Genomic DNA, 25,577 nt, shown 5'->3' on the forward strand with positions numbered 1-25,577 from the left:
GATATGAAAGCAGGAGGAATCCTATCAGTCAATCAGGGAAGTGATATTCCTGCATATATGATTGTTCTTAAGCATAATGGAGATGGTGACAATGCATATAAGGCAGTGATAGGAAAAGGACTGACATTTGACTCAGGTGGATACAATCTTAAAGGAAATAGCTATGGAATGAAATATGACATGTGTGGAGGAGCAGATGTGCTAGGAGTTATGCAGATACTGGCAAGAAGTCAAGCGAAAACAAATGTGTATGGAATCGTACCAGTCACTGAGAATCTTGTCAGTGGAAAGGCATATAAACCACAAGATGTCATCACAACATTATCTGGAAAAACAGTAGAAATTGTAAGCACTGATGCTGAAGGACGTTTAATCTTATGTGATGCGATGACTTATGCACAACAATTAGGTGCAAAGAAACTTATTGATCTTGCGACTTTGACTGGAGCATGTGTCACAGCATTAGGAGATGCTTATACTGGAGTTTTCGCTAATGACGATGACTATTATCATGAATTTGAAGAAGCTATGAAAGCAGCAGATGAAAAAGGATGGCGATTACCATTAGATCAGGCATATCTTGACAAATTAAAATCAAATAGTGCAGATCTTAAAAATTCTGCTGGTAAACCCGGTGCTGGAGCAAGTATTGCAGCGAATTTCTTAGAATCATTTATTGAAAAAGATACACAATGGATTCATTTGGATATCGCTGGAACTGCTGATCAAGATGGGACAGGTGCAACAGGTGCTATGATTCGTAGTGTTGTTGAAGTGATGAAATAAATAAAGTAGAGAAAGCTTTGATGATTTAACATTGAGGCTTTTTTTGCTATTCGTTTTGATTATAGTGGTATGTGATATTGATATTGTACTTTTTATGTTTGATTATATAAAATAATAATGAGGAGGAGATTTGAAAATGAAAGTATTAATGATTAATGGAAGTCCACATGTAAAAGGTAATACAAGAATAGCTCTGGATGAAATGGTTAAGATATTTGAAAAAGAAGGTATTGATACAGAGATTATTCATGTTGGTCATCAAGATATTAGAGGTTGTATAGCATGTATGACGTGTAAAAAAGGAAAGAATCAATGTGTTTTTGATGATCTTGTCAATCAAGTAGCTCCGAAATTTGAACAATGTGATGGGTTCGTTGTAGGAACTCCTGTTTATTATGGTTCTGCTAATTCAACATTGATATCATTTCTAACAAGATTGTTTTATAGTACATCTTTTGATAAAACAATGAAAGTAGGAGCAAGTGTTGTTGTTGCAAGACGAGGTGGTATTTCATCAACTTATGATGAAATCAACAAATTCTTTGCAATATCTGGAATGCCGATTGCTTCTACACAATATTGGAATGCGATTCATGGAAGGGAACAGGGAGAAGTTTTACAAGATGAAGAAGGATTACAAACAATGCGTGTTCTCGCAAGAAATATGTCATTCTTGTTAAAGAGTATTCATGATGGAAAAGAAAAATATGGATTACCAGAAAAAGAAGAATTTCATAGAACAAATTTTATTCGATAATCAGACCATTCATTACTGAATGGTTTTTTTTGTTATACTGTATATAAACAGTATTGACAGTATGGTGATAATCTTATATACTGTATATGTAAGATATATACAGTATATATAAAACAAGGAGAACATGCATGGAAATTATATTGAGTCAAACAAGTTCTAAGCCTATTTATGAACAGATTGTCTTACAAATCAAAGCGATGATTATGAATGGACAACTCAAACCTCAGACTCCTTTACCTTCTATGCGCAAGTTGGCAAAGGATTTACATGTGAGTATTATTACAACACAAAGGGCTTATGATGAACTTTCTAAAGATGGATTTATTGTTGTTGTTCCTGCAAAAGGTGCCTTTGTATCAACACCTAATCAGGATTCTATACGTGAAGAAAACTTAAAGAAAATCAAAGAACTTTTAAAAGAAGCTTATACTTTAACACAAGAGAGTGGGTTTTCTAAGGATTTCTTATTGAAATTGATTGAAGATATTAACGAGGAGAATTAATTATGGATTTTGCAATAGAAATAGAACATTTAACAAAAGTATTTAAAGATTTTTCATTAAATCATGTGTCATTGAAAATTCCTAAAGGAACAGTTGTAGGAATTATAGGTGAAAACGGAGCAGGAAAATCTACATTGATTCAGTCAATATTAGGTATTGTAGACTCACAATATGATAAATTAACATATTTTGGTAAAGATTTTAAACAGAATGAAAAAAATATTAAAGAAGATTTAGCAGTTATTTTTGATACCACACATTATGATTTGGAATTGACACCACGCTGGATTGAACGTATTTTAAGTCGCACGTTTCAAAACTGGAATCATGAACTTTATCAAAGTTATTTACAGAAGTTTGAATTGCCTTATGATAAAAAAATAAAGTTATTTTCAAGAGGAATGAAAATGAAACTTGAATTTGCAATTGCTTTTAGTCATGATGCGAAAATTTTGATACTTGATGAAGCAACAAGTGGTTTAGATCCGATTATTCGAGATGAAATATTAAATCTCATTAGAGCTTTTACAGAAGATGAAAATCATACAGTTTTAATCTCATCACATATTACAAGTGATTTAGATAAAATTGCAGATTATATTGTTTATCTTTATAAAGGAAAATGTATTTTTATGCAAACTTATGATGAAATGAATGAAAATTATGGAATTATTCATGGAACAAAAGATTTATTAAACACATTATCTCAAGATGATATTGTTGCTTATATTCAAGAACCTTATAGTATATCTATTCTTGTTAAAAATCGACAACAGATACAATCTGTTTTTCAAGATTTAGAGATAACGAGGCCAACAATAGAAGAAATCATGTTATTTTATGCAAAAGGAGTGAAAGAGATATGTTAGGGGTTATGATTAAAGATTTTTATGAAACATTTTGTATTAAAAAGAATATTATTGGTATGTGTATTTCTCTATTGTTTTTATTGACAATGACTTTTCTATTAAATAATTTATATTCTTTGTTATTGATTATTAATCTTGCATTACCAATGATAGGTGTATCGACACTACAATATTCTATGGAACAAGATGATATTTCTCAATATAATCAAATACTATTAACCTTTCCAGTAACAAAAAAACAGATTATACAAGCAAAAATGTTGTCTATTCTTCTTTTTACACTCTGCGTTCAAATTTGTATATCTTTACCTATTACATTTATTCACACATATATTTTTCATACTGTTAATTTAGAAAATGGCTTTTTTATATGGGCAATTGGTTTTGTTTCAGCTTTTATTATGAATGCTTTATCAAGTATTGGTTTCTTTTGGTTAGGAAATAAAAAAGGAACAATTGTTTATATGATTCTGACAATTATATTTGCGTTTGGGTATATTTGTATTCATATATTATTTGGTATTGATGTACTTTTGAATTTAAAGTTAAATCAAATTTTAATGATAGGATGTATACTTGCTGTTATATTGAATATTGTCAGTTATTATACTTGTTATATACTTTATAAAAGAAAATATGCATAAGGTGGAATGAAATATCATTTCATCTTTTTATTTAAAGTTTGATTATAAGTATATATTTTTATACAATGAAATAAAGGAGATGAAATCATGGATGAACAAATGAAGATGATCAAAGAAATATGCATGAATGAAAAGAGTATCAATCCCATTGAAATAGTAAAGTCATTAATGAAAATAAAAGATATTCCTATTCATGGACCTATACATCATATTATTGATGGATATGCCTTTTTAACAGCTATGCATAATGCTGGTGTTGAATTTGATTTTAAAGAGGCATTAGATGAGATGGAAAAAAGAGGAAAGAAAATGCCAGGAGCAACATGTGGCCAATGGGGAATTTGTGGTTCTGGTTCTTCTGTAGGAGCGGCTTTAGCGATTATTCATCAAACAACTCCATTATCAGATAATGAATATTATAAGGATAACTTAAGATTGACTTCTTTAGCCCTTGGTAATATAGCCGAAATTGGAGGACCAAGATGTTGCAAAAGAAATGCTTTTCTTTCATTAAAAACAGCTATTCAGTTTGTCAAAGAACATTATGATATTGTCTTAGAAGATACAGATGAAAAATGTGAGTTTTCTTATTTGAATCAACAATGTATCAAAGAAAGATGTCCATTTTATCAAAGATAATAAAAATGACTGGTTTTCAGTCATTTATTCTTTAATATATTTATTCATGAATTCTATAATTGTACTTTCACATAGTTTTGGATCAACAAGATAACTTTGAGCATGACCTGCACCTTCAACGATTAATAAATCTTTATCAGCACTACATGCATTATAAAGATCATAAACCATATAAGTTGGCACAAAATTATCACGATCACCATGTATAAATAAAGTTGGTGTTTTAGATTTTTTTACTTGTTCAATTGTTGAAGCTTCTTTAAAGCTATATCCTACACGTTTTTTACTTAATAGAGTTGCTGTTGGTAAAACAAGTGATGCAGGAATATGTCTTTGGTGAAGTTCATGTTTAAATTCATCAAGAACACTTGTAAAACCACAATCTGAAATAATACATTTGACATCATCAGGTAGTTTTTCACCACTTGCCATTAAAACAGTAGCACTTCCCATTGATATACCATGTAAAACAATCTGTAAATCTTTATGAAAATATTCTTTCACTTGATCAATCCATTGAATACAATCTAATCTATCTAACCACCCAAATCCAATATATGTTCCTTCACTTTCACCATGGGCACGATTATCGGGTAATAAAATATGGAATCCTAAATCATGATAAAATTTAATATAATAAGCATATTCTTTCAAATTATATGAACGATAACCATGCACTGCAATCAATACCTTATTAGTATCCCTATCTGCTTTTAAAAATTTAGCTTTCAGTTTTAATCCATCATGTGAAGTCATTTCCCATGTTTCAAAATGTTGTTGTTTTAGCCAAGGAATATATTTTTCAATACGAGGATCTACTTTAGGTTTTTGTTTATTTAAAGGTGTATCTTTACGACATGCGAAATCAATTGCAGTGACTCCAACAAAACCAATAATAGCTCCAGATATTAAAGCACCATAAGCAAGAGTTTTCTTTTTCAATATCATCATTCCTTTCTTAATGATAATATCATAACATAAATTTATACGAAAATAATACTCTTTTTCAACTATAATTAATATAGGTAGTGAAAATATAATGTATCAAAAAGATGGATATATTTTAAGAATATCAAAAAATGAAGATACTGATGAATCTTATAAAGATGATTGAAATTTACATTTTAGTATAAAGTAAGAATATATAAACAATGAATAAAAATGCTTTTTATATTTATGGAATTTGAGAATAGTGTTAAAATAGTAGTTATATAGAAAGATAAATATATAAATACTATGTATAATTAGCGACAATACAATAGGTATTTCTAACTATCTTTTCATTTGATTTCTATTTTTTATCAATTTATATTATTCTTCTCTTTAAAAAATAATATAATCATATAATGAAATTGAATTTTTAAAAAGAGAAGCTTCATGATTGATGAGATAGAAAAACAATTAATCAATGATGTTTTATGAATTGCTGTTGACTTAACTAAAAAAACATCTTAAAACTTTAGATAGTTTTGTCTTAAGGAATATAGTTTTAGTAAGATGAGATGAAAGAGTTCTTTAACTGGAATTTATCCAAAATATTCTTTTAAAATAATTTATATGATGAAAATAGAAAAATAGTAATAATGAAATACAGGATGATTATATATGACAACAAAAGAAAAAATTAAAGATGCTTTTATTGCATTGGTCATTGAAAAACAAACAGTTAAAATCTCTGTCAAAGATATTGTAAAAAGAGCCAAAATATCAAGACGTTCTTTCTATAATTATTATGCAGATCGACAATCTATAACAGAAGATATATATATTGAGACTATAGAAAGTACAATTAAAGAATGTTTTGATAAAAAAATGACTACAGAAATGTTTATTACAGAGATTTATAAAGCTTTTTTTAAAAACAAAAACTTTTTCATCGTTGCTATAAAAGATGATGAACAAAATTCTTTATTTGATACAATTATTGAAAGAAATCAAATAGTATTTTCTTATTTATATAAAGATATTATTCAAGATCAAATCAAATTAGATTATTTATCATATAAATATGCTTCTACTCAAGTGATGCTTCTCAAGAAATGGTTGAATAATGGGATGGTAGAATCACCTGAATTTATGACTGAAGTCTATCTTGATTCACATAAAAATTACGAAAATATGCATGAGTCTATCATTAATAAAAAAACAAACTGGTAGTCTTGATATTACACATTTTATAGAAAATGTAAATTGAACACTTAATCTATTTTGTTAAAATATTTTTAAGGAGGATGTTTTTATGACAAAAATGATGAAATGTGCAATTTATAATTCTGTTCAAAATGTGACTGTTGAAGAGAGACCTATTCCAGAAGTCAAAGAAAATGATGTTCTTGTGAAAGTGTTAAGAGCTGGAATCTGTGGTTCTGATGTTGGTATCTATTATCATGGTGGTGAAAACTATGGTGTATTTCCCGGATCACAATTTGGGCATGAGTTTGTAGGTATTGTTGTCGAAAAAGGAAAAAATGTATCTGATGATATTAAATTAGAAGAAAAAGTATTTGTTGATCCTGTCATGAGTCAACCGTATGGAGTTGCTGGTTCAACTATGGCAGGGGCATTTTCTGAATATGCTTTGGTACAAAATGCAAAAATTGGTGTGAATCTATACCCACTTGATGATGATGTCGATTTAGATCAAGCGGTTATTATTGAACCAATGTCTGTTGGAGCCCAAGGAGCATTAGCATTTAATCCTAAACTTGACGACAAGATTGTTGTGCTAGGTGCAGGTCCTATTGGATTAGGGGCTACTGCGGGATTGCTTGGAAGAGGTATAAAAAATGTTGTTGTCGTAGATAGAAATGAATTGAGATTATCCAAAGCAGCATTATTAGGAGTAAAAACAATTAATACCTCTACTGAAAATTTGAAGGATAAATTAATAGAGATTTTTGGTACTTATCCAAGTTATGATCCAATTCCTGATGTGGATATGTATGTAGACGCAGCAGGAGCTCCACCATTATTATCAGAAGTATTTAATTATGCGAGAAATCATACAAAATATGCAATAATCTCAGTATTCCAAAAGGTTGAATTAGAAGGAAGACCTTTTATTGCAGCCCAACCAATTATTTATGGTTCTCAAGGTTATACGCATGAGACAATTGTTGAAGTTATTGATCATATATTAAATAAAAAAACGCCAATTGCTTCTATTATGGTGACACATAAATTTAAACATGAAGATATCAGTAAAGCATTAGAATTTGCGGCTTCAGGACAAGGAATTAAAGTTATTATTGATTACGAACTATAAAATAATCTTATACAAATAAATAATAATTTTGACCCATGTGAAAATATCATATGGGTTTTCTTTTACAAATTCATATATAGAATATCATATTGAAAATGAAGAAAATATTTCAAATAAAAAAGCATGCTCATAATTCCTCATTTACAAAGAGTCATTGTACAATAAAAAATGAATATTGAATAAACTGAAAAGAGCAAGACTTTATAAAAAATATGGGGTTTATAAATTATAAAATTTATTGAGAGCCCATCATCTTATAAGCGTGATGAAGTTATTCGCTTTGTAGAAGCAAAAGATCATTATGATTTTATTTTCTTTGATTAAAGGGAGCATATTATTGAAAAAGTGTTATTTTAAAATGACACCATGTTTCTTTAGATGTCTTTGTCTTCAACCAAAGAGCTATTCATACTTATGAAAAAGTAGGCTTTAAACATGAGGGTGTATTAAGAGATGCTATTAAAGTTGGCAATCAGTATGTAGATGATATTTTGATGTCAATGCTAGAAGAGGAATGGAAAGTTATCAAATCACAGATTTAGTCATAATGTTTCCATATCTTTTTGTTATGATATATAAGAGGAGAAGATTTTTATGAAGAAATTAATAGAAATTTTTGGATTGGGAGTCTTAATGATTTTAGGTGGTTCTATGGCTGATTACTATCTTTCCACATTTTCACTGATGTTGGTTTATAGTGGTATTGCAGTTATGATTTGGGGTGAAGTCTTATTTATTTGGAGAATCATTCAAAAGTGTATTCATTGGTTTAAAAAATCTATTGATAGTCAAACAGAATAATAGTGAGGCGATAGAAAAATAAAGAATCTATCGCCTATTTGTATACAATAAAACCCACAGATAGTCTGTGGGTCAGTAAAAAGCTTTAGCGTAGTGATAATGTTAAAAACCTCCTGTATAATAGTATTGCGGCCTGGAAACTGCAAAACTAAAAACAGGAGGATAATCAAATGAATGAAAGAAATCAATCAAATGACTTACATAGTTTATCACACACAAAGTGGAATTGTAAATATCATGTTGTATTTGCACCAAAATATAGAAGAGCAGTATTTTATGATAGCAAAAGAATAGAAATAGGAAAAATATTAAGAGAATTATGTGAATGGAAAGGAGTGAATATAGTAGAAGCAGAAGTATGTAAAGATCACGTACATATGCTGTTGGAAATACCACCAAAAATGAGTATATCAGGGTTCATGGGCTTTTTGAAAGGGAAAAGCAGCCAAATGATATATGAAAGATGGGGAAATATGAGATACCAGTATCGAGGAAGAAGTTTCTGGTGTAGAGGATATTATGTGGATACAGCAGGAAAGAATACGAAAAGAATACAAGAATATATCAAGAATCAATTGAAAGATGATAAAGAGGCAGAACAATTAAGTTTGGATTTAAGAGATCCATTCAGCAAGAAATAGTGCAAGAGGCAGGGACAGGTCGCATGAAATGAAGGGGCTTCAGCCTTCGCTCTGGGAGCAGGGCTTGCCCGCACAAGAAAAACCACCAGCTAAGCTGGTGGATATTTATTTAATTTTCAGGTGATATTAGTATAATTTTAGCAGCATTTGTGTTAGAATATCAGCTAAGGTGATGAAGATGACAAAAGTTGTATTAGAAAATCAAATGAATGAGATTTGTGATGTGATTCAAAAGGGTGGTATTGTTGCTTTTCCAACAGAAACAGTTTATGGTGTAGGCATTCGTTTTGAAGATGAAAAAGCATTAGATCATTTAATGGAAGCAAAGAATAGAGATTATTCAAAAGCCATTACATTGATGGTTGCAAATAAAGCAGATATTTCTCAATATGCCTATGTGAGTGAAAAAGCACAAAAATTAATAGAGCATTTTATGCCGGGAATGATAACACTCATCTTTCAGAAAAAAGAAACTGTGAGTGAAGCCATGACAAATGGGAAGCCAACTATTGGTATCAGAATACCAGATAGTTCATTTGTTTTGTCATTATTAGAAAAAGTAGGCCCGATGCTGGTAACAAGTGCAAATTTGTCAAATCATCCCAATACAACATCAACAGCAGAAGTTTTAGAGCAGTTAGATGGGCGAATTGATTTGGTTGTTGATGGAAAGACATCCGATAACATTGCCAGTACAGTTGTTGATGTGAGTCAGGATGAAATCAAAATATTAAGAGCAGGAAAAATAACAAAAGAGGATATAGAGGAGGTAATCAAATGAAAATAGCAGTTGCATGTGATCATGGTGGTTTTCGTTTAAAAAATGTTTTAATGGAAGATTTGAAAAAACAAGGATATGAAGTTGTAGACTTTGGAACGTATAATGAGGAAAGCTGTGATTATCCAGATTATGCTGCAAAGGCTGCCAGAGCTGTCGCAAATGGAGAATGTGAAAAAGGTGTTGTTGTTTGTGGAACAGGAATAGGTGTTTCAATTACTTGTAATAAAGTCAAAGGTATTCGTTGTGCATTGGTTCATGACGTATTTAGTGCCAAAGCGACAAGAGCTCACAATGATACAAATATGATAGCAATGGGTCAAAGAGTTATTGGTGAAGGTTTAGCGTTAGAAATATTAAATGCATGGTTACATACTGATTATGAAGGTGGTAGACATGATCAAAGAATTGCCAAGATGATGGCTTTGGAGAGTGAATAAAATGAGAGATAATGAAGTCTTTAAGAGCGTTGAAAAAGAATTAAACAGACAAAGAAATAATATTGAGTTAATTGCTTCAGAGAACTTTGTATCTGAGGAAATCTTAGAATTAGCTGGTAGTGTTTTAACAAATAAATATGCTGAAGGATATCCGGGTAAAAGATACTATGGTGGTTGTCAGTTTGTTGATGAAGTAGAAACCTTAGCAATCAATCGTTTAAAAGAATTATTTGGTTGTGAATATGCTAATGTTCAGCCTCATAGTGGAGCACAAGCCAATACAGCCGTTTACTTAGCTTTATTAGATCATGGAGATAAGGTATTAGGAATGTCATTAGCTGATGGAGGACATTTAACCCATGGACATCCATTAAATTATTCGGGAATCAATTATGAATTTTATAGTTATGGTGTTTCTCGTGATACAGAAACAATTGATTATGAAGATTATAAACATAAGGTAGAAACAATTCGACCTAAATTGGTTGTTGCAGGAGCAAGTGCTTATTCAAGAATCATTGATTTTAAATATATGGCTCAAATTGCTCATGATAATGGGGCTTTATTTATGGTAGATATGGCACATATTGCTGGACTTGTAGCTGCTGGTTTACATCCATCACCTTTCCCATATGCTGATGTTGTTACCACAACAACACATAAAACTTTAAGAGGACCACGTGGTGGTGTCATTATGTGTAAAGAAGAATTAGGGAAAGATATTGATCGAGCTGTTTTTCCGGGTATGCAAGGTGGTCCATTGATGCATATTATTGCTGCAAAAGCGGCATGTTTCTATGAAGCTTTACAACCAGAGTTTAAAGATTATGCGAAACAGATTATTAAAAACGCTAAAGCATTAGAACAATCTTTAAAAGAAGAAGGATTTAGATTGGTTGCTGATGGAACAGATAATCATTTGATTTTAATTGATGTTAAAGCAAGTTGTGGAATCAGTGGTAAAAAAGCAGAAAGATTACTTGATGAAATCAATATTACAGCTAATAAAAATGCGATTCCATTTGATACTGAAAAACCTTTTAAAGCCAGTGGTATTCGAGTAGGAACACCAGCAATGACAACGAAAGGTTTTAATGAAGATGATTTTAGAGAAGTTGGTAAAATCATTGCTTATCGTTTAAAAAATGATGAAACAGATGAAGTTAAAGAAGCATGTTTAAAAAGAGTGAAAGCATTAACAGATAAAGTGAGAATGTATCAAGGGAAATCTTATCTTTAATAAGTATGAGGATTAATTTCAAGAATGAAGTTAATCCTTTTTGGTATATGAAAATACTGTTGATGAATCATCAACAGTATCAAATCATTTCTTTTCTATTATGGAATGAGTACATAATTTCATCCCAATGATTTTACAAACAATATTGATACAACAAATGAATAAAGATAAATAAAATCCAAGAGATGTCATATCAAAAGAAAATGCGAGGCTTATATATCCGGTTATAGTTAAATAGTGCCAAGTTAAGAATTGATATATTTCTAATAAGAAAACACAGATAGACGCTATTAGAGATGTAACATGAATCTTTTTTGATGTAGAAAATAGCGAAAACCATGTCCCAATATAAAAGAAAATAAGCCAACCCATAAATACATCAAAATCTACGCCTCTTAAAACAACCATATCTCCATCACCAAACCAAGTTAGAAAAAATGATGCGAATAATAAAATTTCAACAATTATAAATAATATTTTTAAGCGTATTTTCATAATGACCTCTTTCTATATAGTTACATTTTATATATGATGCTTTACATATATAAAATGAGATTAACCCCATAATTTCATGGCTTTTATTCCAATATTTTCATCACTTCCTCTCTTTTTATATAACCGTATACTCCCTATAAACACATGTTATCAATTGATTATACCAGTGTCAAATAGATTTGTAGAAAATACTCTCTTTTTGAGTTTGTTGTTATTATGGTAGGCTTTGTATTTATAATTTGATATAATAAAAAGTAGTAGAAATAAAAGAAAGAAGGTTTGATTCATGGCAACAACAATTTTAAATCACCCACTTATTGACCATAAGCTCACAATTATGAGAAATAAAGAAACGGGGACAAAGGAATTTAGACAAAATTTAGATGAAATTGCAATGTTAATGGCATATGAAGTGACAAAATCATTACCATTACAAAATATTGAAATTGTGACACCTATATGCCCTATGACAGGAAAACAATTAATAAGACCAGTTGTTTTAGTACCTATTTTAAGAGCTGGACTTGGTTTGGTTGATGGTTTTAAAACAATTATTCCAACTGCCAAAGTAGGACATATTGGTATGTCAAGAAATGAGGAAACTCTACAACCAGAAGAATATTATGCGAAATTTCCATCATGTTTAAAAGAAGCAGATGTGCTTGTTCTTGATCCAATGTTAGCCACAGGTGGTAGTGCTTGCGCCGCTATTACAAATATCAAAAAGCGTGGAGCGAAGAATATTAAGTTTGCTTGTTTAGTGGCAGCACCAGAAGGTATTGAAGTGATGGAACAAAAGCATCCTGATGTGGATTTGATTGTTGCAGCATTGGATGAAAAATTGAATGAAAAAGGATATATTGTTCCCGGTCTTGGTGATGCAGGGGATCGTTTATTTGGTACAGATCAATAAAGGAATATCAAATAAATTGTCAATGATTTTGAAACAGGGTATAATAAAGATGATATTTCAAAGGAGTGAGCAATGTGAATGAAAAAGATGTTCAAAGAGAATCAAAAAAAATCTTTTTAATCATGTTGCTCATTTTTTGTTTTGTAGGTTTTCTATTCAAAAGTCTTTCTTATCCTATTGGTGTCATTGTGGGATATATGATATGTTATATCAATTTTATTTTAACTATTCAATCCAGTGATATAATTTTAAAGGAAGGACATCATATTTTACTTATTATTTTGATGTTTTTGTCAAAATTAATTTTAATGACGTTGGGATTTTTAAGTGCTATTCTTTTTAAAGATTATATTCATCTTTTGAGTGTATTCTTTGGTTATTTAATTACCCCAATTACGATACAATGGTTAAATTTAAAAACAAGAAAGGAGTTGAAATAGATGCATATTGTTATACAGGTAGAGTTGATATTTTCTTTGATTATCATGGCTATATTAGCAATCTTTTTTATTTACGCTGGTAGAAAAGTTGCTTTGGCGGATGCGACCAAAAGACCTAAGGGATTGGTATTGGTTGTAGAAACAGGTGTAGAAATGATTTATAACTATTTTAAATCTATTATGCCTAGTCATTTTGAAAAGAATTATTATCCTTATTTTGCAATGTTATTTTGTTATTTGATTGTTGCGAATATTAGTGGATTGATTGGTTTTGATGCACCAACATCCAATTATTCGATTACACTTGCAATGACAATCATTACATTTGTTTTGATACAGTTTAATGCTATTAGAAAAAAAGGGGTCAAATCATATATTGTCGGTAATATATGGCCACCAACGAATATTTTTGGAACGATAGCTCCTTTAATTTCGTTATCTTTCCGTATCTTTGGTAATATTTTAAGTGGGAGTATTTTAATGTCACTGCTCTATCAGTTTACTGCTTGGTTATCTGGTTTGATTTTACCAACAACGGTCAACTTTTTAGGGCCAGTGATTGCTCCGGTATTTCATGTTTATTTTGATTTATTTGCTGGTGTTATTCAGACATTAGTATTTGTAACCATTTCATCTATATTAATTATGATGGAAAATGAGGATTGATCTTAACTATAGAAATAGTTTTGATAGATAAAAAATATAATGGAGGTAAAAAACATATGACAGATTTTGGTTTAGTTGCGATTGCTGCAGGGATTGCAGTATGTGCAGGTTTAGGGACAGGTATTGGTGAAGGTATTGCAGCAAGTAAAGCTGTTGAAGCTGTAGGGAGAAATCCTGAAGCTGAAGGTAAAATCAGAACAATGATGATTTTAGGTATTGCCTTAACAGAAACTGTTGCGATTTATGGATTGTTAATAGCAATTATTTTAATCTTCGTATTCCCATCTTTATATTTATAAAAAGTAAAAGCTTTTTATAAGAAGGGAGGCATACAATGAGTATTGATGTGGCAGGAAAGTTGTTTCCTAATCTTGCGACGATTGTGATTCAATTAATATCAACAGGTGTCTTATTGATTATTTTTAAGAAGTTCTTTTGGATTCCAGTACAAAAATATTTTCAAAAACGTGCTGATTTTATAGAATCACAGATTGAAGATGCGAGAACATCTCAAGAAAAAGCGAAGCAATTAATGCTTGAAAGTGAAGAACAGGCACGTCAATCAGCTAAGGAGTATCATGATATTATAGAAAAAGCGAAAGATGATGCTTTGAGAGTACGTGATGATTTACTAACAAAAGCAAAAGAAGAAGCTGCTCGCAAAATAGAACAGGCACAAAAAGAAATAGAAGCTGAAAAACAACAGGCAAGAGAAGAAATGAAAAAAGAAATGGTGGATATTGCAATTGAGGCAGCAACAAAAGTGATGAGTAAAGAAATGAATTCTCAGGAAAATCAACAGATGGTTGAAGAATTTGTTGATCAGGTTGTCCATTAATGGATACAGTTGCTTTACGATATGCTGAAGCTTTATTTGCTTTAGCTAAAGAAGAAAATGCCATCAAGCAATATCAAAAAGATATGGAAGCAGTTGAAGCTGTTTTTCATGATAAAAGTATTCTTCAGTTTTTTAGTCATGTTGCGATTCAAGATGAGGATAAATATCAAGTCTTGAAACAAAGCTTTCATGGAAAGATACAAACATATGTTTATCAGTTTTTATTATTATTAATTAAAAAAAGAAGAATTCAATGTGTTCTTTTGATTTGTCAACAATTTCAGCAGTTGTGTTATGATGCCTTGGGTATTCAAGTAGGAAAAGTATGGAGTGCTTATGAATTGACAGAAGATCAGATTAAAAAGATTCAAGATGCTTTGTCTACTCAATTGAATAAGCAGGTATTGTTAAAACAGCAAGTAGATACACAATTAATAGGTGGAATTAAAGTTGAAATTGATAATCATGTTTATGATAATTCTCTTGCTTATAAGATGGGATTATTGAAACAGGAATTATTAAGAAAGTAGGTGAGAATGTGGATTTAAGACCAGATGAGATTAGTGCATTAATTAAAGAACAAATTAAACATTTTGCTGATCAGCTGGAATCTAAAGATATTGGAACAGTTATGACAGTAGGTGATGGTGTCACTTTAATTCATGGTTTAGATGATGCAATGCTTGGAGAATTGTTGTTATTTCCGGGTCAAGTGTATGGAATGGTCATGAATTTAGAGGAAGATGCTGTTGGAGCTGTGTTACTTGGTGATGAAGGAACAATCAAAGAAGGAGATGAAGTGAAGCGTACAGGAAGAATTATTGAAGTTCCTGTAGGTGATGGACTTTTAGGTAGAGTTGTTAATCCTTTGGGACAACCAATTGATGGACAGGGAGAAATTGTTTATCAGCATACACGTCCTATTGAAAAGATTGCACCGGGTGTTATGACAAGAAAATCTGTTGATCAGCCACTTCAAACAGGAATTACATGTATTGATGCGATTATTCCAATTGGTAGAGGACAGCGTGAGTTGATTATTGGAGATCGTCAGACTGGGAAAACAGCGATTGCGATTGATACTATTTTAAATCAAAAAGGACAAAATATATATTGTATTTATGTTGCGATTGGTCAGAAAAATTCAACAGTTGCCCAAATTGTAGAAAAATTAAGACAAGGTGGAGCAATGGAATATACAACAGTTGTATCTGCTGGAGCCAGTGAATTAGCACCTGTTCAATATATTGCACCTTATGCAGGTTGTGCAATGGCAGAAGAATGGTTAGAAGAAGGTAAAGATGTCTTGATTGTTTATGATGATTTATCTAAACATGCGGTTGCTTATCGTACTGTATCTTTATTATTAAAAAGACCACCGGGGCGTGAAGCTTATCCGGGAGATGTTTTCTACTTGCATTCACGTTTATTAGAAAGAGCTTGTCGTTTAAATGAAGAACATGGTGGAGGCTCTATTACTGCTTTACCAATTATTGAAACACAGGCAGGAGATATCTCTGCTTATATTCCAACAAATGTGATTTCAATTACAGATGGGCAGATTTTCTTGCAGCAGGATTTATTTAATTCAGGAATCAGACCGGCTATTGATACGGGATTATCTGTCAGTCGTGTTGGTTCATCAGCTCAAATCAAAGCTATGAAACAAGTATCAAGTTCTTTAAAATTAGAACTTGCACAATATACTGAAATGCAGGCATTTGCGCAATTTGGTAGTGATTTGGATGCTGCAACAAAAGCGACACTCGAACATGGTCAAAGAGTTCGTGAAGTTTTAAAACAGGCACAATACTCTCCTAGAAGTGTTGCTAAACAAGTGGTAACATTGTTTGCTTTAAAATATGGATATACAAAACAAATTGCAGTAACAAAAGTCAATATGTTTATGGATGAATTATATCAGTTTATACAAAATCAACATCCAGAAATTATTGATCAAATACAACAAGAAAAATCTATTGATGATGAATTAACATTAAAGATGAAAGAAGTAATGAAAGCTTTTGTAGAAAACTTTTTAAAAGTGAATAAGGATGGTTAGTCTATGGCTAATGATATGCAGTCTATTAAAAGACGTATAAAATCAGTAGAATCAACAAAGAAAATTACAAAAGCTATGCAATTAGTTGCAACTTCTAAATTAAGAAAAGCAAGAAAACAGATGGATGAGTTAAGACCTTACTATAGTAAAACACAGGAAGTTGTTAGTGAGATTCTTACAAGTAATCAAGGGATGGTTGAAAGTCCTTATTTACAGGAAAATAGACAAGGAAAAACAGTTTATATTGTTGTGACTTCCAGTTTAGGTTTATGTGGTGGTTATAATGCGAATGTCTTTAAAGCAATGAGTGAATATATTCAAGTTGAAGATGAAATATATATGATAGGAAGTAAAGGAGCAAGTTATTTAACACATCATCAGATTCCTTATCATGATCAATATCTTCATTTAAATACAACATTAGATTTTAAAGATGTGATAAGACTTGTTCAAGAATTAACAAAGCGTTATCAAAATCATGAGATTGGAAGTATTCAAATGATTTATACAAAGTTTATTAACAATTTGACATTCCAGCCTTATGTGATGAAACTATTACCTGTAGATACAAAAAACTTTGAAAAGAAATCATTAACACATAAAGCAACTTTATTTGAACCAGATCCACAAACTGTTTTAAATGATTTAATACCAATGTATTTACAATCAGTGATCTATGGATATTTAGTAGAGTCTATAACAAGTGAAAATGCTTCAAGAAGAACATCTATGGAAAATGCAACAGATAATGCAGAAGATTTAATAGAAGAATTATTATTGAAATATAATCAAGCTAGACAAAGTGCTATTACGAATGAAATTAGTGAAATAGTCGCTGGTGCTAATGCTCAATAAGGAGGTGCAGCATGTCAAATATAGGAAAAATCGTACGTGCAGTCGGACCCGTTGTTGATATTGTTTTTGATGATGGACATTTACCATCATTAAATACTGCAATTGAAATTCAAAATAATGATGAATTATTGACGGTAGAAGTTGCTCAACATATTGGTGATGATGTTGTACGTTGTATTGCGATGGGATCGACTGATGGTTTAAAAAGAGGATTAGAAGCTAAAGATACACAACATCCTATTTGTGTACCTGTTGGAAATGAAACGTTAGGAAGAATGTTTAACGTCTTAGGGCAACCTATTGATGAAAAAGAAGCATTACCTGATGATATTCAAAAAATGCCAATTCATAGAAATGCCCCATCATATGCCGATCAAAAAACAGAAACAGAAATTTTAGAAACAGGAATAAAAGTTATTGATTTAATCTGTCCATATATTAAAGGTGGAAAGATTGGTTTATTTGGTGGAGCAGGTGTTGGTAAAACAGTTTTAATTCAGGAATTGATTAATAATATTGCTACACAACATGGTGGATTATCAGTATTTGCTGGAGTTGGAGAACGTTCAAGAGAAGGTAATGATTTGTATTATGAAATGAAAGAAAGTGGTGTTTTAAATAAAACAACACTTGTCTTTGGTCAGATGAACGAACCTCCGGGATCACGTTTAAGAGTTGGTTTAACAGGATTGACAATGGCAGAATATTTTAGAGATGAACAAAATCAAGATGTTTTATTGTTTATTGATAATATTTTCCGTTTTACTCAAGCAGGTTCAGAAGTATCTGCCTTGTTAGGACGTGTTCCATCACAGGCCGGTTACCAACCAACACTTGCGACAGAAATGGGACAATTACAAGAACGTATTACATCAACAAAGAAAGGGTCTATTACTTCTGTACAGGCTGTCTATGTTCCTGCTGATGACTTGACAGACCCTGCCCCAGCGACAACTTTTGCCCATTTGGATGCTAGAGTTGTTTTGGATCGTTCTATTGCTGCGTTGGGTATTTATCCAGCCGTTGATCCATTGAATTCATCATCACGTGCATTGGATCCATTAATTGTTGGAAAAGAACATTATGAAGTTGCTCATGGTGTTCAACAGATTTTACAAAGATTCCAAGATTTACAAGATATTATTGCTATTTTGGGTATGGATGAATTAAGTGAAGAAGACAAAGTGACTGTTGCTAGGGCAAGACGTGTTCGTAATTACTTGTCACAACCATTTACTGTTGCTTCACAATTTACAGGATTGGAAGGAAAATATGTACGTGTAGAAGATACAATCAAAGGATTTAAAGAAATTCTTGAAGGGAAATGGGATCATTTACCAGAACAGGCTTTCCATAATGTAGGTTCTATTGAAGAAGCAGTTGCAAAGGCAAAGACATTAACAAATGACAACATTTAAATTAAAGATTGTAACACCTGCTGGTGTTTATAAAGAAACTGATGTTGAGATGTTAAATCTACGAACAGCAACGGGACAAATTGGTATTCTTGCTCATCATATTCCTTTGGCAAGTCATATTGAAATATCTGAAATGAATTATATTGATGAAAATCATGAAAGACAATATTTTGCAATTGCAGGTGGTTTTGTATATGTTGGTGAAAATGATACGACAATAATCACTAGTGCTATTGAATCAGTAGATGAGATTGATTTAGAACGTGCGAAAAGTTCTAAACAAAGAGCAGAAGAAAGATTGAAATCATCACAAAATATTGATGTTTTACGTGCTGAAATAGCATTAAAGAAAGCAATCACAAGAATTAACGTGAAAACAACACACTAACATAGAGATTTTTTCTCTATGTTTTTTTAAAATATTTTACATCTTCAATTGAAATTGGTATAGTTATAGATGGAGGAATAGCTATGAAAATTTTATTAGTATGTTCTGCAGGAATGTCAACAAGTTTATTAGTTGAAAGAATGTTGGCATCTGCAAAAGAAAGACATTTAAATGTTGATATTGAAGCCAGACCAATTGCTGATACTGTTATTTATGGAAAAGATGCAGATGCAATTATGTTAGGTCCACAAGTTCGTTTTCAAGAAGATCACATTCGTTCATTATTTGATAAAACAAAACCAATTGCTGTTATTGATATGAAAGATTATGGAATGATGAATGGAAAAAAAGTTTTACAAGATGCTTTAGATTTAATTGAATCTAAAAAATAGTCATATCGAGATTTTCGGTATGATTTTTATTTTCTCAATAAATAAAAAAATTATTTTATTTGAATATATGACAAAAAATGATAAAATAACAACGATTATAAAAGGAAGTGATGATGTGGTTAGAAAAAAGAAAAAATTAAGAGTAGAAAGAGTTATTATTGTATGTGTTATTGCATTGGTTATAGGGTTTGGTCTATATAAAGGAATAACATGGGCGTTTCAAAGTATAACGTCATTATTAACACCTGATGTTCAAGAAGAAGTCGTAGAGCCAGAAATTGAAAAACCTAAAAATTATATTGCAACAGTTGTGATTGATCCGGGACATGGAGATTGGGATCCGGGAGCTAATGTGGGTAATGTATTAGAAAAAGATATTTCCCTTACAACATCAAAAGCAATTGAACAAGCTTTAGATGAAGCAAATATTAAAGCCGTTTTAACAAGAGAAACGGATATTTCATTATCCGATAATAAGATTGATGATCTGAAAAAAAGAGCTGCGAAAAGTGCTGAAAATAATGCCAATTATTTTGTTTCTATTCATGTGAATTCTTTTGATGAATCTGATGAAGTATCAGGCTTTGAAATTTATAAAAAAAATGATGAAAGTCATAGCTTAGCACAAAATATTGGTAAAAACATTGAAACATTAAATTATTCTAAAAATAGGGGAATATTAGATGGAGGAAAGTCTTTACAAGTATTAAGAGATAATATGGTTCCATCAGTCCTTATAGAATTGGGCTATTTAAATAATGATAATGATTATAGTTATTTAAGTAATGATGAAAAATTACAGGAAATGGGAAAAGCTATCGCAAAAGGAATTATTGAAGAAGTACAAACTCATCTTTTAGACAATTCAACACAGAATAATATAAATAAGTAGAAATATCCACAAAAATTTCAAAACTATTTGATATGATGGTCAGTAAGGAAAGGTGTTAAATATGAGTTTAAAATTAAAGAAAAATGTAAAAAGAAATTTCATATTATTAGCTGGTGTTTTATGTATTGTGGTTATGATGTTTTTTGTGTTTCGATTATTCAATAAGCCAAACATTCAGTTTAAAAAGAATCAAATAGATATAGAAATTAATGAGAAATTAGCTGATCCATTGACTTATATTGAAAAGGTGAATGGAAAGTATAAAGAGAGTGATATTAAAATTGATTCAAGTCAAGTAAATACAAAAAAATTAGGTGAGTATAAGATAAAATATACACTGAATGATAAAGAATATGATTTATTAGTTCATGTTGTAGATACAAAGGCACCAACATATAAAACAAAGAATTTAGATATTGATGTTGGAATGAAAGTTGATATAAAAGATGTTGTATCTGATATTAAAGATTCTACAAAAACAAAAGCATATTTTAAAAAGGATTATGATTTTACCAAAGAAGGTCAACAAAAAATGACTGTTGTTGTAGAAGATGAAGCAGGTAATAAAACAGAAAAAGAAATAGAAGTGAATATTGTTAAGGATAAAGAAAAGCCTCAATTAAAAGGATTACATGATTTGACTGTAAAAGTGAATGGAGAAGTAGATTATCTTTCTGGTTTATCAGCAACAGATAATCGAGATCCAAAGCCTGAAGTGACAGTTGATTCAAGTGAAGTGAATTTGAAAAAAGAAGGGACTTATAAAGTTAAATATACAGTTAAAGATCGTAGTGGAAATACAGCAACTTTTTCAAGAAATGTTAAAGTTTTAAAAAAGGTTGTTTCCAAAGCTGTACCAGCTTCTCAAGAAAAGATTGTTTATCTAACATTTGATGATGGACCATCACAAAATACAAAGAAAATTCTTGATATATTGGAAAAATATAATGCAAAAGCAACATTCTTTGTCACTGGTAATGGAAAGAAATATAACAAATATATTAAAGAAGCTTATGAAAAAGGACATACAATAGGATTACATACTTATTCACATAAATATGATCAAGTTTATGCTTCTGTTGATGCTTATTTTGAAGACTTAAATAAAATTGGACAAATGGTTAAAGAACAAATAGGATTTGTTCCTAAATATATTCGTTTTCCGGGAGGAAGTTCAAATACAAAATCTGCAAGTTATTGTAAAGGATTAATGACAACATTAGTGACAGAAGTCCAAAATAGAGGTTATCAGTATTATGATTGGAATGCTGATTCAACAGATGCTGCAAGAAACAATCAGGCTGTTTCAGTCCTAGTGAAAAATGGAACATCAAGTAAAGCAAAAAATATTAATCTTTTAATGCATGATACAGCTGCAAAATCAACAACAGTGGAAGCTTTACCAAAGATTATTGAACATTATCAAAAATTAGGATATACTTTTAAAGGTATTGATGATACATCATTTACACCTCATCATGGGGTTAATAATTAGAGTCAAAAACTGACTCTTTTTATTTTCTATTATCAAAAAATATGTTATTCTGTCTAAAGAAAAGAGGCGAGTTTATGAAAAAGTTTATTAATGAATTTAAACAATTTGCAATGCGTGGAAATATGCTCGATATGGCTATTGGGGTTATCATTGGTGGTGCTTTTACGGGAATAGTGACATCATTAACTGATAATTTTATAAACCCTATTTTAAATTTCTTTACTGGTGGAAGAATCTATTCTTTACAAGATATAGCTGGTTTTGCTTCATCATTCATTTCATCAGTTGTTAATTTCTTGATTATGGCATTTATTTTGTTTTGTTTATTAAAGATGTTTAATAGATTAATGTCAATTGGTAAGAAAGAAGAACCAGTTGCTCCAAAAACAAAAATATGTCCTTATTGCCAATCAGAAATCCATATACAAGCTTCACGTTGTCCACATTGTACATCACAGTTAGAAAAATAAAAACCGCAAGAACAGCTTATGTCGCTTATTCTTGCAGCTTTTTTATTCTCCACCAAAGATTTCAAGAATATCTAATAAGGTAGAGCTTTTTTTCTTTTTATGTGATTTGTCATGATCTTTAGATGCATGTTGTTTTTGTTCTCCTGAAGCTCTTGCAATGATTTTATCTAGTTCACCACGATCTAACCAGATACCTCTACATTCAGGGCAATAATCAATCTCAACACCATGCTTTTCACTCATTAATAATGTGACATCTTTACATACGGGACATTTCATAATTTATACCTCCAAATGAATGATATAAAGATATTATACATGATTTTGTTTAAGGATATGTTAAGATTGTGTAAAATTATTTCACAAACATACGAATCAATTTATCTTTAAAAGAATTATAAGGATAATAACGCATTGGTAAATCAATCCATGTTGCTTTTTTTACAATACTTCTTGTATGTGAGAAAGTTTCAAAACTCTTTTTACCATGATAAGCACCCATACCACTATGCCCTACACCACCAAAACCAAGTTCACTTGTTGCAAGATGGATAATTGTATCATTGATACAACCACCACCAAAGCTACAATGTTTTAATAGTTTCTTTTGAATGGCTTTATCATGCGAAAAGATATAGAAAGCTAAAGGTTTTTCTCTTTGGTTGATAAAAGCTATAGCTTCATCTATATGTGAATAAGTCAGAATAGGAAGAATAGGACCAAAAATTTCTTCTTGCATTAATGGATTATTTTGATCAACATGATCTACAACCGTTGGTTCTATTTGTAAAGTTTCTGGATTTCCTGTTCCACCAATCACGATATCTTGATTTTCTAATAAATGAGAGAGTCTATCAAAATGTTTTTGATTAATAATCTTGACAAGCTGACTATTATTTAATGGCTGATCTCCAAAAAACTCTTGAATAATATCTTTCATATGTTGAATGAACATATCCTTATATTCTTTTTTAATCAATAAATAATCAGGAGCAACACATGTTTGACCAGCATTTAAGAACTTACCAAAAGCAATACGTTTAGCAGCCAGTTTTAAGCTTTTATCATCATCAACGATACAAGGACTCTTACCACCTAATTCTAATGTAACAGGCGTTAAATAGCGACTGGCTTTTTCCATAACAAGTTGACCTACAGTCACACTACCAGTAAAGAATATATAATCAAAACGTTGTTCTAAAAGCTCAGTATTTTCAGCTCTACCTCCTTCTACAACTGCCACATATTTTTCATTACAACTTTCATCAATCATTTGTTTAATGACATGTGATACATGAGGAGCATAGGCACTTGGTTTAATAATGACAGTATTTCCAGCAGCTATAGCTCCTATTGCTGGTTCAACCGATAACATAAAAGGATAATTCCAAGGACTCATAACTAATGTGACACCATAAGGTTCATAAGATTCAAAGCTTGTTCCATAAAATTGAGCTAAAGGTGTCCAGACATATTTGTTTTTACTCCATTTTTTAATATGTTTTAACTGATAATTTAATTCACTTAAAACCAAACCAATTTCACACATATAAGATTCTACTGCATCTTTATTTAAATCTTTTTTTAAAGCATCAATAATACGATTTTGATGTTCTAAAATCCAAGTTTTTATAGATTTAAGTGTTTGTATTCTATGGTTTACATCTTTTGTATATTGTGTTTGATAAAACTCACGTTGTGTTTGAACTAATTCTTTAATATCCATAATGACCCTCCAATATATTACGAATGTCTTGTTTATTTGCATACTTATTATTAACAATCAATGCCCCATCATTTAATGCTTTTTCTATGACTTCGTCTATATGTTCATTTAAATTTTCAATACTTTCTAAAGAAATAGGAAGATTTGTCTTTTCATGTAAAGTCTGTAATAAAGAAGCAATATAATCAATAGCTTTTTGTCCTAATTGTTCTTTTGGTGTTTGACTATAAAGTTCTTTTTGTCCAAGATATAATAATAAATCCCCATATAAGTCTTTATTGACTTCAAGATTATAACGCATACAAGGAACTAATAACATACTCATTGCATCACCATGTGCAATATGACAGACAGCACCTAAAGCATGACCAATCGCATGAACAATACCAACCATTGAATTTGAAAAAGCACATCCTGCTTCATAAGAAGCTAAAGCTAAATTCAGTCGAATGTTTTCATCTTTAGGGTTTTCAACAACTTTTAAAATATTTTGTGATATGGTTTGGATAGCTAAAATTGCATAGGCATCACTGATAGGATTTTTTTGTGAACATGTGTAAGCTTCAATCGCATGTGTTAAAGCATCAATACCAGTAGAAGCTGTTGTTTTTAATGGAAGATTTTGTGTTAAAACAGGATCAAGAAAAGCCACATGACTTTGAATGTGTTGAGAAATAATTTCTAGTTTGACTTGCTTTTCAGGATGACTGACTACAGCAACACATGTCGCTTCACTACCAGTACCACTTGTTGTTGGAATAGCAAAGAATGGCACATCTTTACCAAGTTTTAAATCTTCAAAACCTAAAATATCTTCAATGGATTCACATTCCTGTGATAACATCAAATAAACACCTTTAGCAGTATCTAGAACACTTCCACCACCTAAAGCAATCAATCCATCACAATTTTCTTTTAAATAATAATTTGTAATATTTTCAATGGTATGAATAGAAGAATCAACAGGAATATCTGTATATAGACTATAATCTAATGATAAATGTTTGGTAAGAATATCAACATATTTGAGTTGATATAAAACATGGTCTGTTAAAATCAGAGGATGTTTCATATGATATTGTTGACATTCGTATTCAAGTTGGCTTAAAGCATTTTGCCCAGCACATACCTTTGTTTTATTGACAAATTCAAAATACATAATGA

General features: G+C 30.7%; 32 protein-coding genes. 27 read left to right on the top strand and 5 right to left on the bottom strand.

Annotated elements, in window-relative coordinates:
• The 6 genes from B5E75_RS05490 to B5E75_RS05515 form a co-directional block, all read left to right on the top strand.
• The coding region (locus tag B5E75_RS05490; protein WP_206413962.1) for a M17 family metallopeptidase at positions 1-786 on the top strand (786 nt) is incomplete at its 5' end.
• 136 nt (positions 787-922) lie between these two features.
• Positions 923-1,543, top strand: a complete 621-nt coding sequence (locus tag B5E75_RS05495; RefSeq protein WP_087357784.1) for a flavodoxin family protein — start codon at positions 923-925, stop codon at positions 1,541-1,543.
• Between the two features lie 128 nt (positions 1,544-1,671).
• Positions 1,672-2,046 carry a GntR family transcriptional regulator gene (locus tag B5E75_RS05500; RefSeq protein WP_087357785.1) on the top strand — a complete coding sequence of 125 codons (375 nt, stop codon included), beginning with the start codon at positions 1,672-1,674 and terminating at the stop codon, positions 2,044-2,046.
• A 2-nt stretch (positions 2,047-2,048) separates the two neighbouring features.
• Positions 2,049-2,915 (top strand): ABC transporter ATP-binding protein, encoded by an 867-nt coding sequence (locus tag B5E75_RS05505; RefSeq protein ID WP_087357786.1) that lies wholly within the window; start codon positions 2,049-2,051, stop codon positions 2,913-2,915.
• Complete coding sequence (locus tag B5E75_RS05510; RefSeq protein ID WP_087357787.1) at positions 2,909-3,559, top strand: ABC-2 transporter permease; 651 nt, start codon at positions 2,909-2,911, stop codon at positions 3,557-3,559. Before B5E75_RS05505 ends, B5E75_RS05510 begins: the two co-directional genes overlap by 7 nt.
• Positions 3,560-3,646: 87 nt before the next feature.
• Positions 3,647-4,198, top strand: a complete 552-nt coding sequence (locus B5E75_RS05515) for a DUF5714 domain-containing protein (RefSeq protein ID WP_087357788.1) — start codon at positions 3,647-3,649, stop codon at positions 4,196-4,198.
• 24 nt (positions 4,199-4,222) lie between these two features.
• On the opposite strand, the gene B5E75_RS05520 is transcribed toward B5E75_RS05515, so the two are convergent.
• Complete coding sequence (locus B5E75_RS05520; protein ID WP_241146630.1) at positions 4,223-5,146, bottom strand: alpha/beta hydrolase; 924 nt, start codon at positions 5,144-5,146, stop codon at positions 4,223-4,225.
• Positions 5,147-5,803: 657 nt separating this feature from the next.
• Here B5E75_RS05520 and B5E75_RS05525 point away from each other — a divergent pair.
• From B5E75_RS05525 to B5E75_RS05555, 7 genes are all read left to right on the top strand, one after another.
• A complete protein-coding gene (locus B5E75_RS05525; RefSeq protein WP_087296950.1) occupies positions 5,804-6,355 on the top strand; it encodes a TetR/AcrR family transcriptional regulator in 552 nt (183 codons plus the stop codon).
• 82 nt (positions 6,356-6,437) lie between these two features.
• Positions 6,438-7,463: a zinc-dependent alcohol dehydrogenase gene (locus B5E75_RS05530; protein ID WP_087296951.1), complete on the top strand. Its 1,026-nt coding sequence runs from the start codon at positions 6,438-6,440 to the stop codon at positions 7,461-7,463.
• 594 nt (positions 7,464-8,057) lie between these two features.
• A complete protein-coding gene (locus B5E75_RS05535; RefSeq protein WP_087357790.1) occupies positions 8,058-8,264 on the top strand; it encodes a hypothetical protein in 207 nt (68 codons plus the stop codon).
• Between the two features lie 170 nt (positions 8,265-8,434).
• A complete protein-coding gene (gene tnpA, locus B5E75_RS05540) occupies positions 8,435-8,905 on the top strand; it encodes an IS200/IS605 family transposase (protein ID WP_087357791.1) in 471 nt (156 codons plus the stop codon).
• 178 nt (positions 8,906-9,083) lie between these two features.
• On the top strand, positions 9,084-9,686 hold the full coding sequence (locus B5E75_RS05545) for an L-threonylcarbamoyladenylate synthase (RefSeq protein WP_087357792.1): 603 nt from the start codon (positions 9,084-9,086) through the stop codon (positions 9,684-9,686).
• Positions 9,683-10,123 (top strand): ribose 5-phosphate isomerase B, encoded by a 441-nt coding sequence (gene rpiB / locus B5E75_RS05550; RefSeq protein ID WP_087357793.1) that lies wholly within the window; start codon positions 9,683-9,685, stop codon positions 10,121-10,123. Before B5E75_RS05545 ends, rpiB begins: the two co-directional genes overlap by 4 nt.
• A 1-nt stretch (position 10,124) precedes the next feature.
• Positions 10,125-11,363 (top strand): serine hydroxymethyltransferase, encoded by a 1,239-nt coding sequence (locus B5E75_RS05555; protein ID WP_087357794.1) that lies wholly within the window; start codon positions 10,125-10,127, stop codon positions 11,361-11,363.
• Between the two features lie 84 nt (positions 11,364-11,447).
• Here B5E75_RS05555 and B5E75_RS05560 read toward each other — a convergent pair whose 3' ends face one another.
• A complete protein-coding gene (locus tag B5E75_RS05560) occupies positions 11,448-11,858 on the bottom strand; it encodes a hypothetical protein (RefSeq protein ID WP_087357795.1) in 411 nt (136 codons plus the stop codon).
• 286 nt (positions 11,859-12,144) lie between these two features.
• Between B5E75_RS05560 and upp the strand changes: the two genes are divergently transcribed.
• From upp to mscL, 14 genes are all read left to right on the top strand, one after another.
• Positions 12,145-12,771 carry a uracil phosphoribosyltransferase gene (upp, locus tag B5E75_RS05565; RefSeq protein ID WP_087357796.1) on the top strand — a complete coding sequence of 209 codons (627 nt, stop codon included), beginning with the start codon at positions 12,145-12,147 and terminating at the stop codon, positions 12,769-12,771.
• Positions 12,772-12,845: 74 nt separating this feature from the next.
• The gene (locus B5E75_RS05570; protein WP_087357797.1) at positions 12,846-13,211 is read left to right on the top strand and encodes an ATP synthase subunit I; all 366 of its coding nucleotides are present in this window, start codon (positions 12,846-12,848) and stop codon (positions 13,209-13,211) included.
• Positions 13,212-13,877 (top strand): F0F1 ATP synthase subunit A, encoded by a 666-nt coding sequence (locus B5E75_RS05575; RefSeq protein ID WP_087357798.1) that lies wholly within the window; start codon positions 13,212-13,214, stop codon positions 13,875-13,877. It begins immediately after the preceding gene.
• A 56-nt stretch (positions 13,878-13,933) separates the two neighbouring features.
• Positions 13,934-14,176 carry an ATP synthase F0 subunit C gene (atpE, locus tag B5E75_RS05580; protein WP_087357799.1) on the top strand — a complete coding sequence of 81 codons (243 nt, stop codon included), beginning with the start codon at positions 13,934-13,936 and terminating at the stop codon, positions 14,174-14,176.
• Positions 14,177-14,211: 35 nt separating this feature from the next.
• Positions 14,212-14,715, top strand: a complete 504-nt coding sequence (gene atpF / locus B5E75_RS05585; RefSeq protein ID WP_087357800.1) for a F0F1 ATP synthase subunit B — start codon at positions 14,212-14,214, stop codon at positions 14,713-14,715.
• A complete protein-coding gene (locus B5E75_RS05590) occupies positions 14,715-15,245 on the top strand; it encodes a F0F1 ATP synthase subunit delta (RefSeq protein ID WP_087357801.1) in 531 nt (176 codons plus the stop codon). The genes atpF and B5E75_RS05590 overlap by 1 nt, the downstream gene beginning before the upstream one ends.
• An 8-nt stretch (positions 15,246-15,253) precedes the next feature.
• Positions 15,254-16,777 (top strand): F0F1 ATP synthase subunit alpha, encoded by a 1,524-nt coding sequence (gene atpA / locus B5E75_RS05595; RefSeq protein ID WP_087357802.1) that lies wholly within the window; start codon positions 15,254-15,256, stop codon positions 16,775-16,777.
• 3 nt (positions 16,778-16,780) lie between these two features.
• Positions 16,781-17,632, top strand: coding sequence for an ATP synthase F1 subunit gamma (gene atpG, locus B5E75_RS05600; protein ID WP_087357803.1), 852 nt, complete (start codon positions 16,781-16,783; stop codon positions 17,630-17,632).
• 11 nt (positions 17,633-17,643) lie between these two features.
• Complete coding sequence (gene atpD / locus B5E75_RS05605; RefSeq protein WP_087357804.1) at positions 17,644-19,050, top strand: F0F1 ATP synthase subunit beta; 1,407 nt, start codon at positions 17,644-17,646, stop codon at positions 19,048-19,050.
• Entirely contained in the window at positions 19,037-19,438 is a 402-nt protein-coding gene (gene atpC / locus B5E75_RS05610; protein ID WP_087357805.1) for an ATP synthase F1 subunit epsilon, read from the top strand. Before atpD ends, atpC begins: the two co-directional genes overlap by 14 nt.
• Before the next feature lie 83 nt (positions 19,439-19,521).
• On the top strand, positions 19,522-19,830 hold the full coding sequence (locus B5E75_RS05615) for a PTS sugar transporter subunit IIB (RefSeq protein ID WP_087357806.1): 309 nt from the start codon (positions 19,522-19,524) through the stop codon (positions 19,828-19,830).
• A 19-nt stretch (positions 19,831-19,849) separates the two neighbouring features.
• Positions 19,850-20,722, top strand: a complete 873-nt coding sequence (locus B5E75_RS05620) for an N-acetylmuramoyl-L-alanine amidase family protein (RefSeq protein WP_241146631.1) — start codon at positions 19,850-19,852, stop codon at positions 20,720-20,722.
• Positions 20,723-20,783: 61 nt separating this feature from the next.
• A complete protein-coding gene (locus B5E75_RS05625; RefSeq protein ID WP_087357807.1) occupies positions 20,784-22,217 on the top strand; it encodes a polysaccharide deacetylase family protein in 1,434 nt (477 codons plus the stop codon).
• A gap of 74 nt (positions 22,218-22,291) precedes the next feature.
• Positions 22,292-22,687 (top strand): large conductance mechanosensitive channel protein MscL, encoded by a 396-nt coding sequence (gene mscL / locus B5E75_RS05630; protein ID WP_087357808.1) that lies wholly within the window; start codon positions 22,292-22,294, stop codon positions 22,685-22,687.
• A gap of 42 nt (positions 22,688-22,729) precedes the next feature.
• On the opposite strand, the gene B5E75_RS05635 is transcribed toward mscL, so the two are convergent.
• From B5E75_RS05635 to B5E75_RS05645, 3 genes are all read right to left on the bottom strand, one after another.
• Positions 22,730-22,966, bottom strand: a complete 237-nt coding sequence (locus tag B5E75_RS05635) for a TFIIB-type zinc ribbon-containing protein (RefSeq protein WP_087357809.1) — start codon at positions 22,964-22,966, stop codon at positions 22,730-22,732.
• A 76-nt stretch (positions 22,967-23,042) separates the two neighbouring features.
• On the bottom strand, positions 23,043-24,413 hold the full coding sequence (locus tag B5E75_RS05640; RefSeq protein ID WP_087357810.1) for an aldehyde dehydrogenase: 1,371 nt from the start codon (positions 24,411-24,413) through the stop codon (positions 23,043-23,045).
• On the bottom strand, positions 24,403-25,572 hold the full coding sequence (locus B5E75_RS05645) for an iron-containing alcohol dehydrogenase (protein WP_087357811.1): 1,170 nt from the start codon (positions 25,570-25,572) through the stop codon (positions 24,403-24,405). The genes B5E75_RS05640 and B5E75_RS05645 overlap by 11 nt, the downstream gene beginning before the upstream one ends.
• Positions 25,573-25,577 lie beyond the last annotated feature (5 nt).

This window comes from Massiliimicrobium timonense (genome assembly GCF_002160865.1).
Lineage (GTDB): Bacteria > Bacillota_I > Bacilli_A > Erysipelotrichales > Coprobacillaceae > Allocoprobacillus.

What these genes read in the sequence shown, in the direction of transcription:
- B5E75_RS05495 (WP_087357784.1), top strand. Translation starts at nt 923, where the DNA reads ATGAAAGTATTAATGATTAATGGAAGTCCACATGTAAAAGGTAATACA.
- B5E75_RS05500 (WP_087357785.1), top strand. Translation starts at nt 1,672, where the DNA reads ATGGAAATTATATTGAGTCAAACAAGTTCTAAGCCTATTTATGAACAG.
- B5E75_RS05505 (WP_087357786.1), top strand. Translation starts at nt 2,049, where the DNA reads ATGGATTTTGCAATAGAAATAGAACATTTAACAAAAGTATTTAAAGAT.
- B5E75_RS05510 (WP_087357787.1), top strand. Translation starts at nt 2,909, where the DNA reads ATGTTAGGGGTTATGATTAAAGATTTTTATGAAACATTTTGTATTAAA.
- B5E75_RS05515 (WP_087357788.1), top strand. Translation starts at nt 3,647, where the DNA reads ATGGATGAACAAATGAAGATGATCAAAGAAATATGCATGAATGAAAAG.
- B5E75_RS05520 (WP_241146630.1), bottom strand. Translation starts at nt 5,146, where the DNA reads ATGATATTGAAAAAGAAAACTCTTGCTTATGGTGCTTTAATATCTGGA.
- B5E75_RS05525 (WP_087296950.1), top strand. Translation starts at nt 5,804, where the DNA reads ATGACAACAAAAGAAAAAATTAAAGATGCTTTTATTGCATTGGTCATT.
- B5E75_RS05530 (WP_087296951.1), top strand. Translation starts at nt 6,438, where the DNA reads ATGACAAAAATGATGAAATGTGCAATTTATAATTCTGTTCAAAATGTG.
- B5E75_RS05535 (WP_087357790.1), top strand. Translation starts at nt 8,058, where the DNA reads ATGAAGAAATTAATAGAAATTTTTGGATTGGGAGTCTTAATGATTTTA.
- tnpA (WP_087357791.1), top strand. Translation starts at nt 8,435, where the DNA reads ATGAATGAAAGAAATCAATCAAATGACTTACATAGTTTATCACACACA.
- B5E75_RS05545 (WP_087357792.1), top strand. Translation starts at nt 9,084, where the DNA reads ATGACAAAAGTTGTATTAGAAAATCAAATGAATGAGATTTGTGATGTG.
- rpiB (WP_087357793.1), top strand. Translation starts at nt 9,683, where the DNA reads ATGAAAATAGCAGTTGCATGTGATCATGGTGGTTTTCGTTTAAAAAAT.
- B5E75_RS05555 (WP_087357794.1), top strand. Translation starts at nt 10,125, where the DNA reads ATGAGAGATAATGAAGTCTTTAAGAGCGTTGAAAAAGAATTAAACAGA.
- B5E75_RS05560 (WP_087357795.1), bottom strand. Translation starts at nt 11,858, where the DNA reads ATGAAAATACGCTTAAAAATATTATTTATAATTGTTGAAATTTTATTA.
- upp (WP_087357796.1), top strand. Translation starts at nt 12,145, where the DNA reads ATGGCAACAACAATTTTAAATCACCCACTTATTGACCATAAGCTCACA.
- B5E75_RS05575 (WP_087357798.1), top strand. Translation starts at nt 13,212, where the DNA reads ATGCATATTGTTATACAGGTAGAGTTGATATTTTCTTTGATTATCATG.
- atpE (WP_087357799.1), top strand. Translation starts at nt 13,934, where the DNA reads ATGACAGATTTTGGTTTAGTTGCGATTGCTGCAGGGATTGCAGTATGT.
- atpF (WP_087357800.1), top strand. Translation starts at nt 14,212, where the DNA reads ATGAGTATTGATGTGGCAGGAAAGTTGTTTCCTAATCTTGCGACGATT.
- B5E75_RS05590 (WP_087357801.1), top strand. Translation starts at nt 14,715, where the DNA reads ATGGATACAGTTGCTTTACGATATGCTGAAGCTTTATTTGCTTTAGCT.
- atpG (WP_087357803.1), top strand. Translation starts at nt 16,781, where the DNA reads ATGGCTAATGATATGCAGTCTATTAAAAGACGTATAAAATCAGTAGAA.
- atpD (WP_087357804.1), top strand. Translation starts at nt 17,644, where the DNA reads ATGTCAAATATAGGAAAAATCGTACGTGCAGTCGGACCCGTTGTTGAT.
- atpC (WP_087357805.1), top strand. Translation starts at nt 19,037, where the DNA reads ATGACAACATTTAAATTAAAGATTGTAACACCTGCTGGTGTTTATAAA.
- B5E75_RS05615 (WP_087357806.1), top strand. Translation starts at nt 19,522, where the DNA reads ATGAAAATTTTATTAGTATGTTCTGCAGGAATGTCAACAAGTTTATTA.
- B5E75_RS05620 (WP_241146631.1), top strand. Translation starts at nt 19,850, where the DNA reads ATGATTTTTATTTTCTCAATAAATAAAAAAATTATTTTATTTGAATAT.
- B5E75_RS05625 (WP_087357807.1), top strand. Translation starts at nt 20,784, where the DNA reads ATGAGTTTAAAATTAAAGAAAAATGTAAAAAGAAATTTCATATTATTA.
- mscL (WP_087357808.1), top strand. Translation starts at nt 22,292, where the DNA reads ATGAAAAAGTTTATTAATGAATTTAAACAATTTGCAATGCGTGGAAAT.
- B5E75_RS05635 (WP_087357809.1), bottom strand. Translation starts at nt 22,966, where the DNA reads ATGAAATGTCCCGTATGTAAAGATGTCACATTATTAATGAGTGAAAAG.
- B5E75_RS05640 (WP_087357810.1), bottom strand. Translation starts at nt 24,413, where the DNA reads ATGGATATTAAAGAATTAGTTCAAACACAACGTGAGTTTTATCAAACA.
- B5E75_RS05645 (WP_087357811.1), bottom strand. Translation starts at nt 25,572, where the DNA reads ATGTATTTTGAATTTGTCAATAAAACAAAGGTATGTGCTGGGCAAAAT.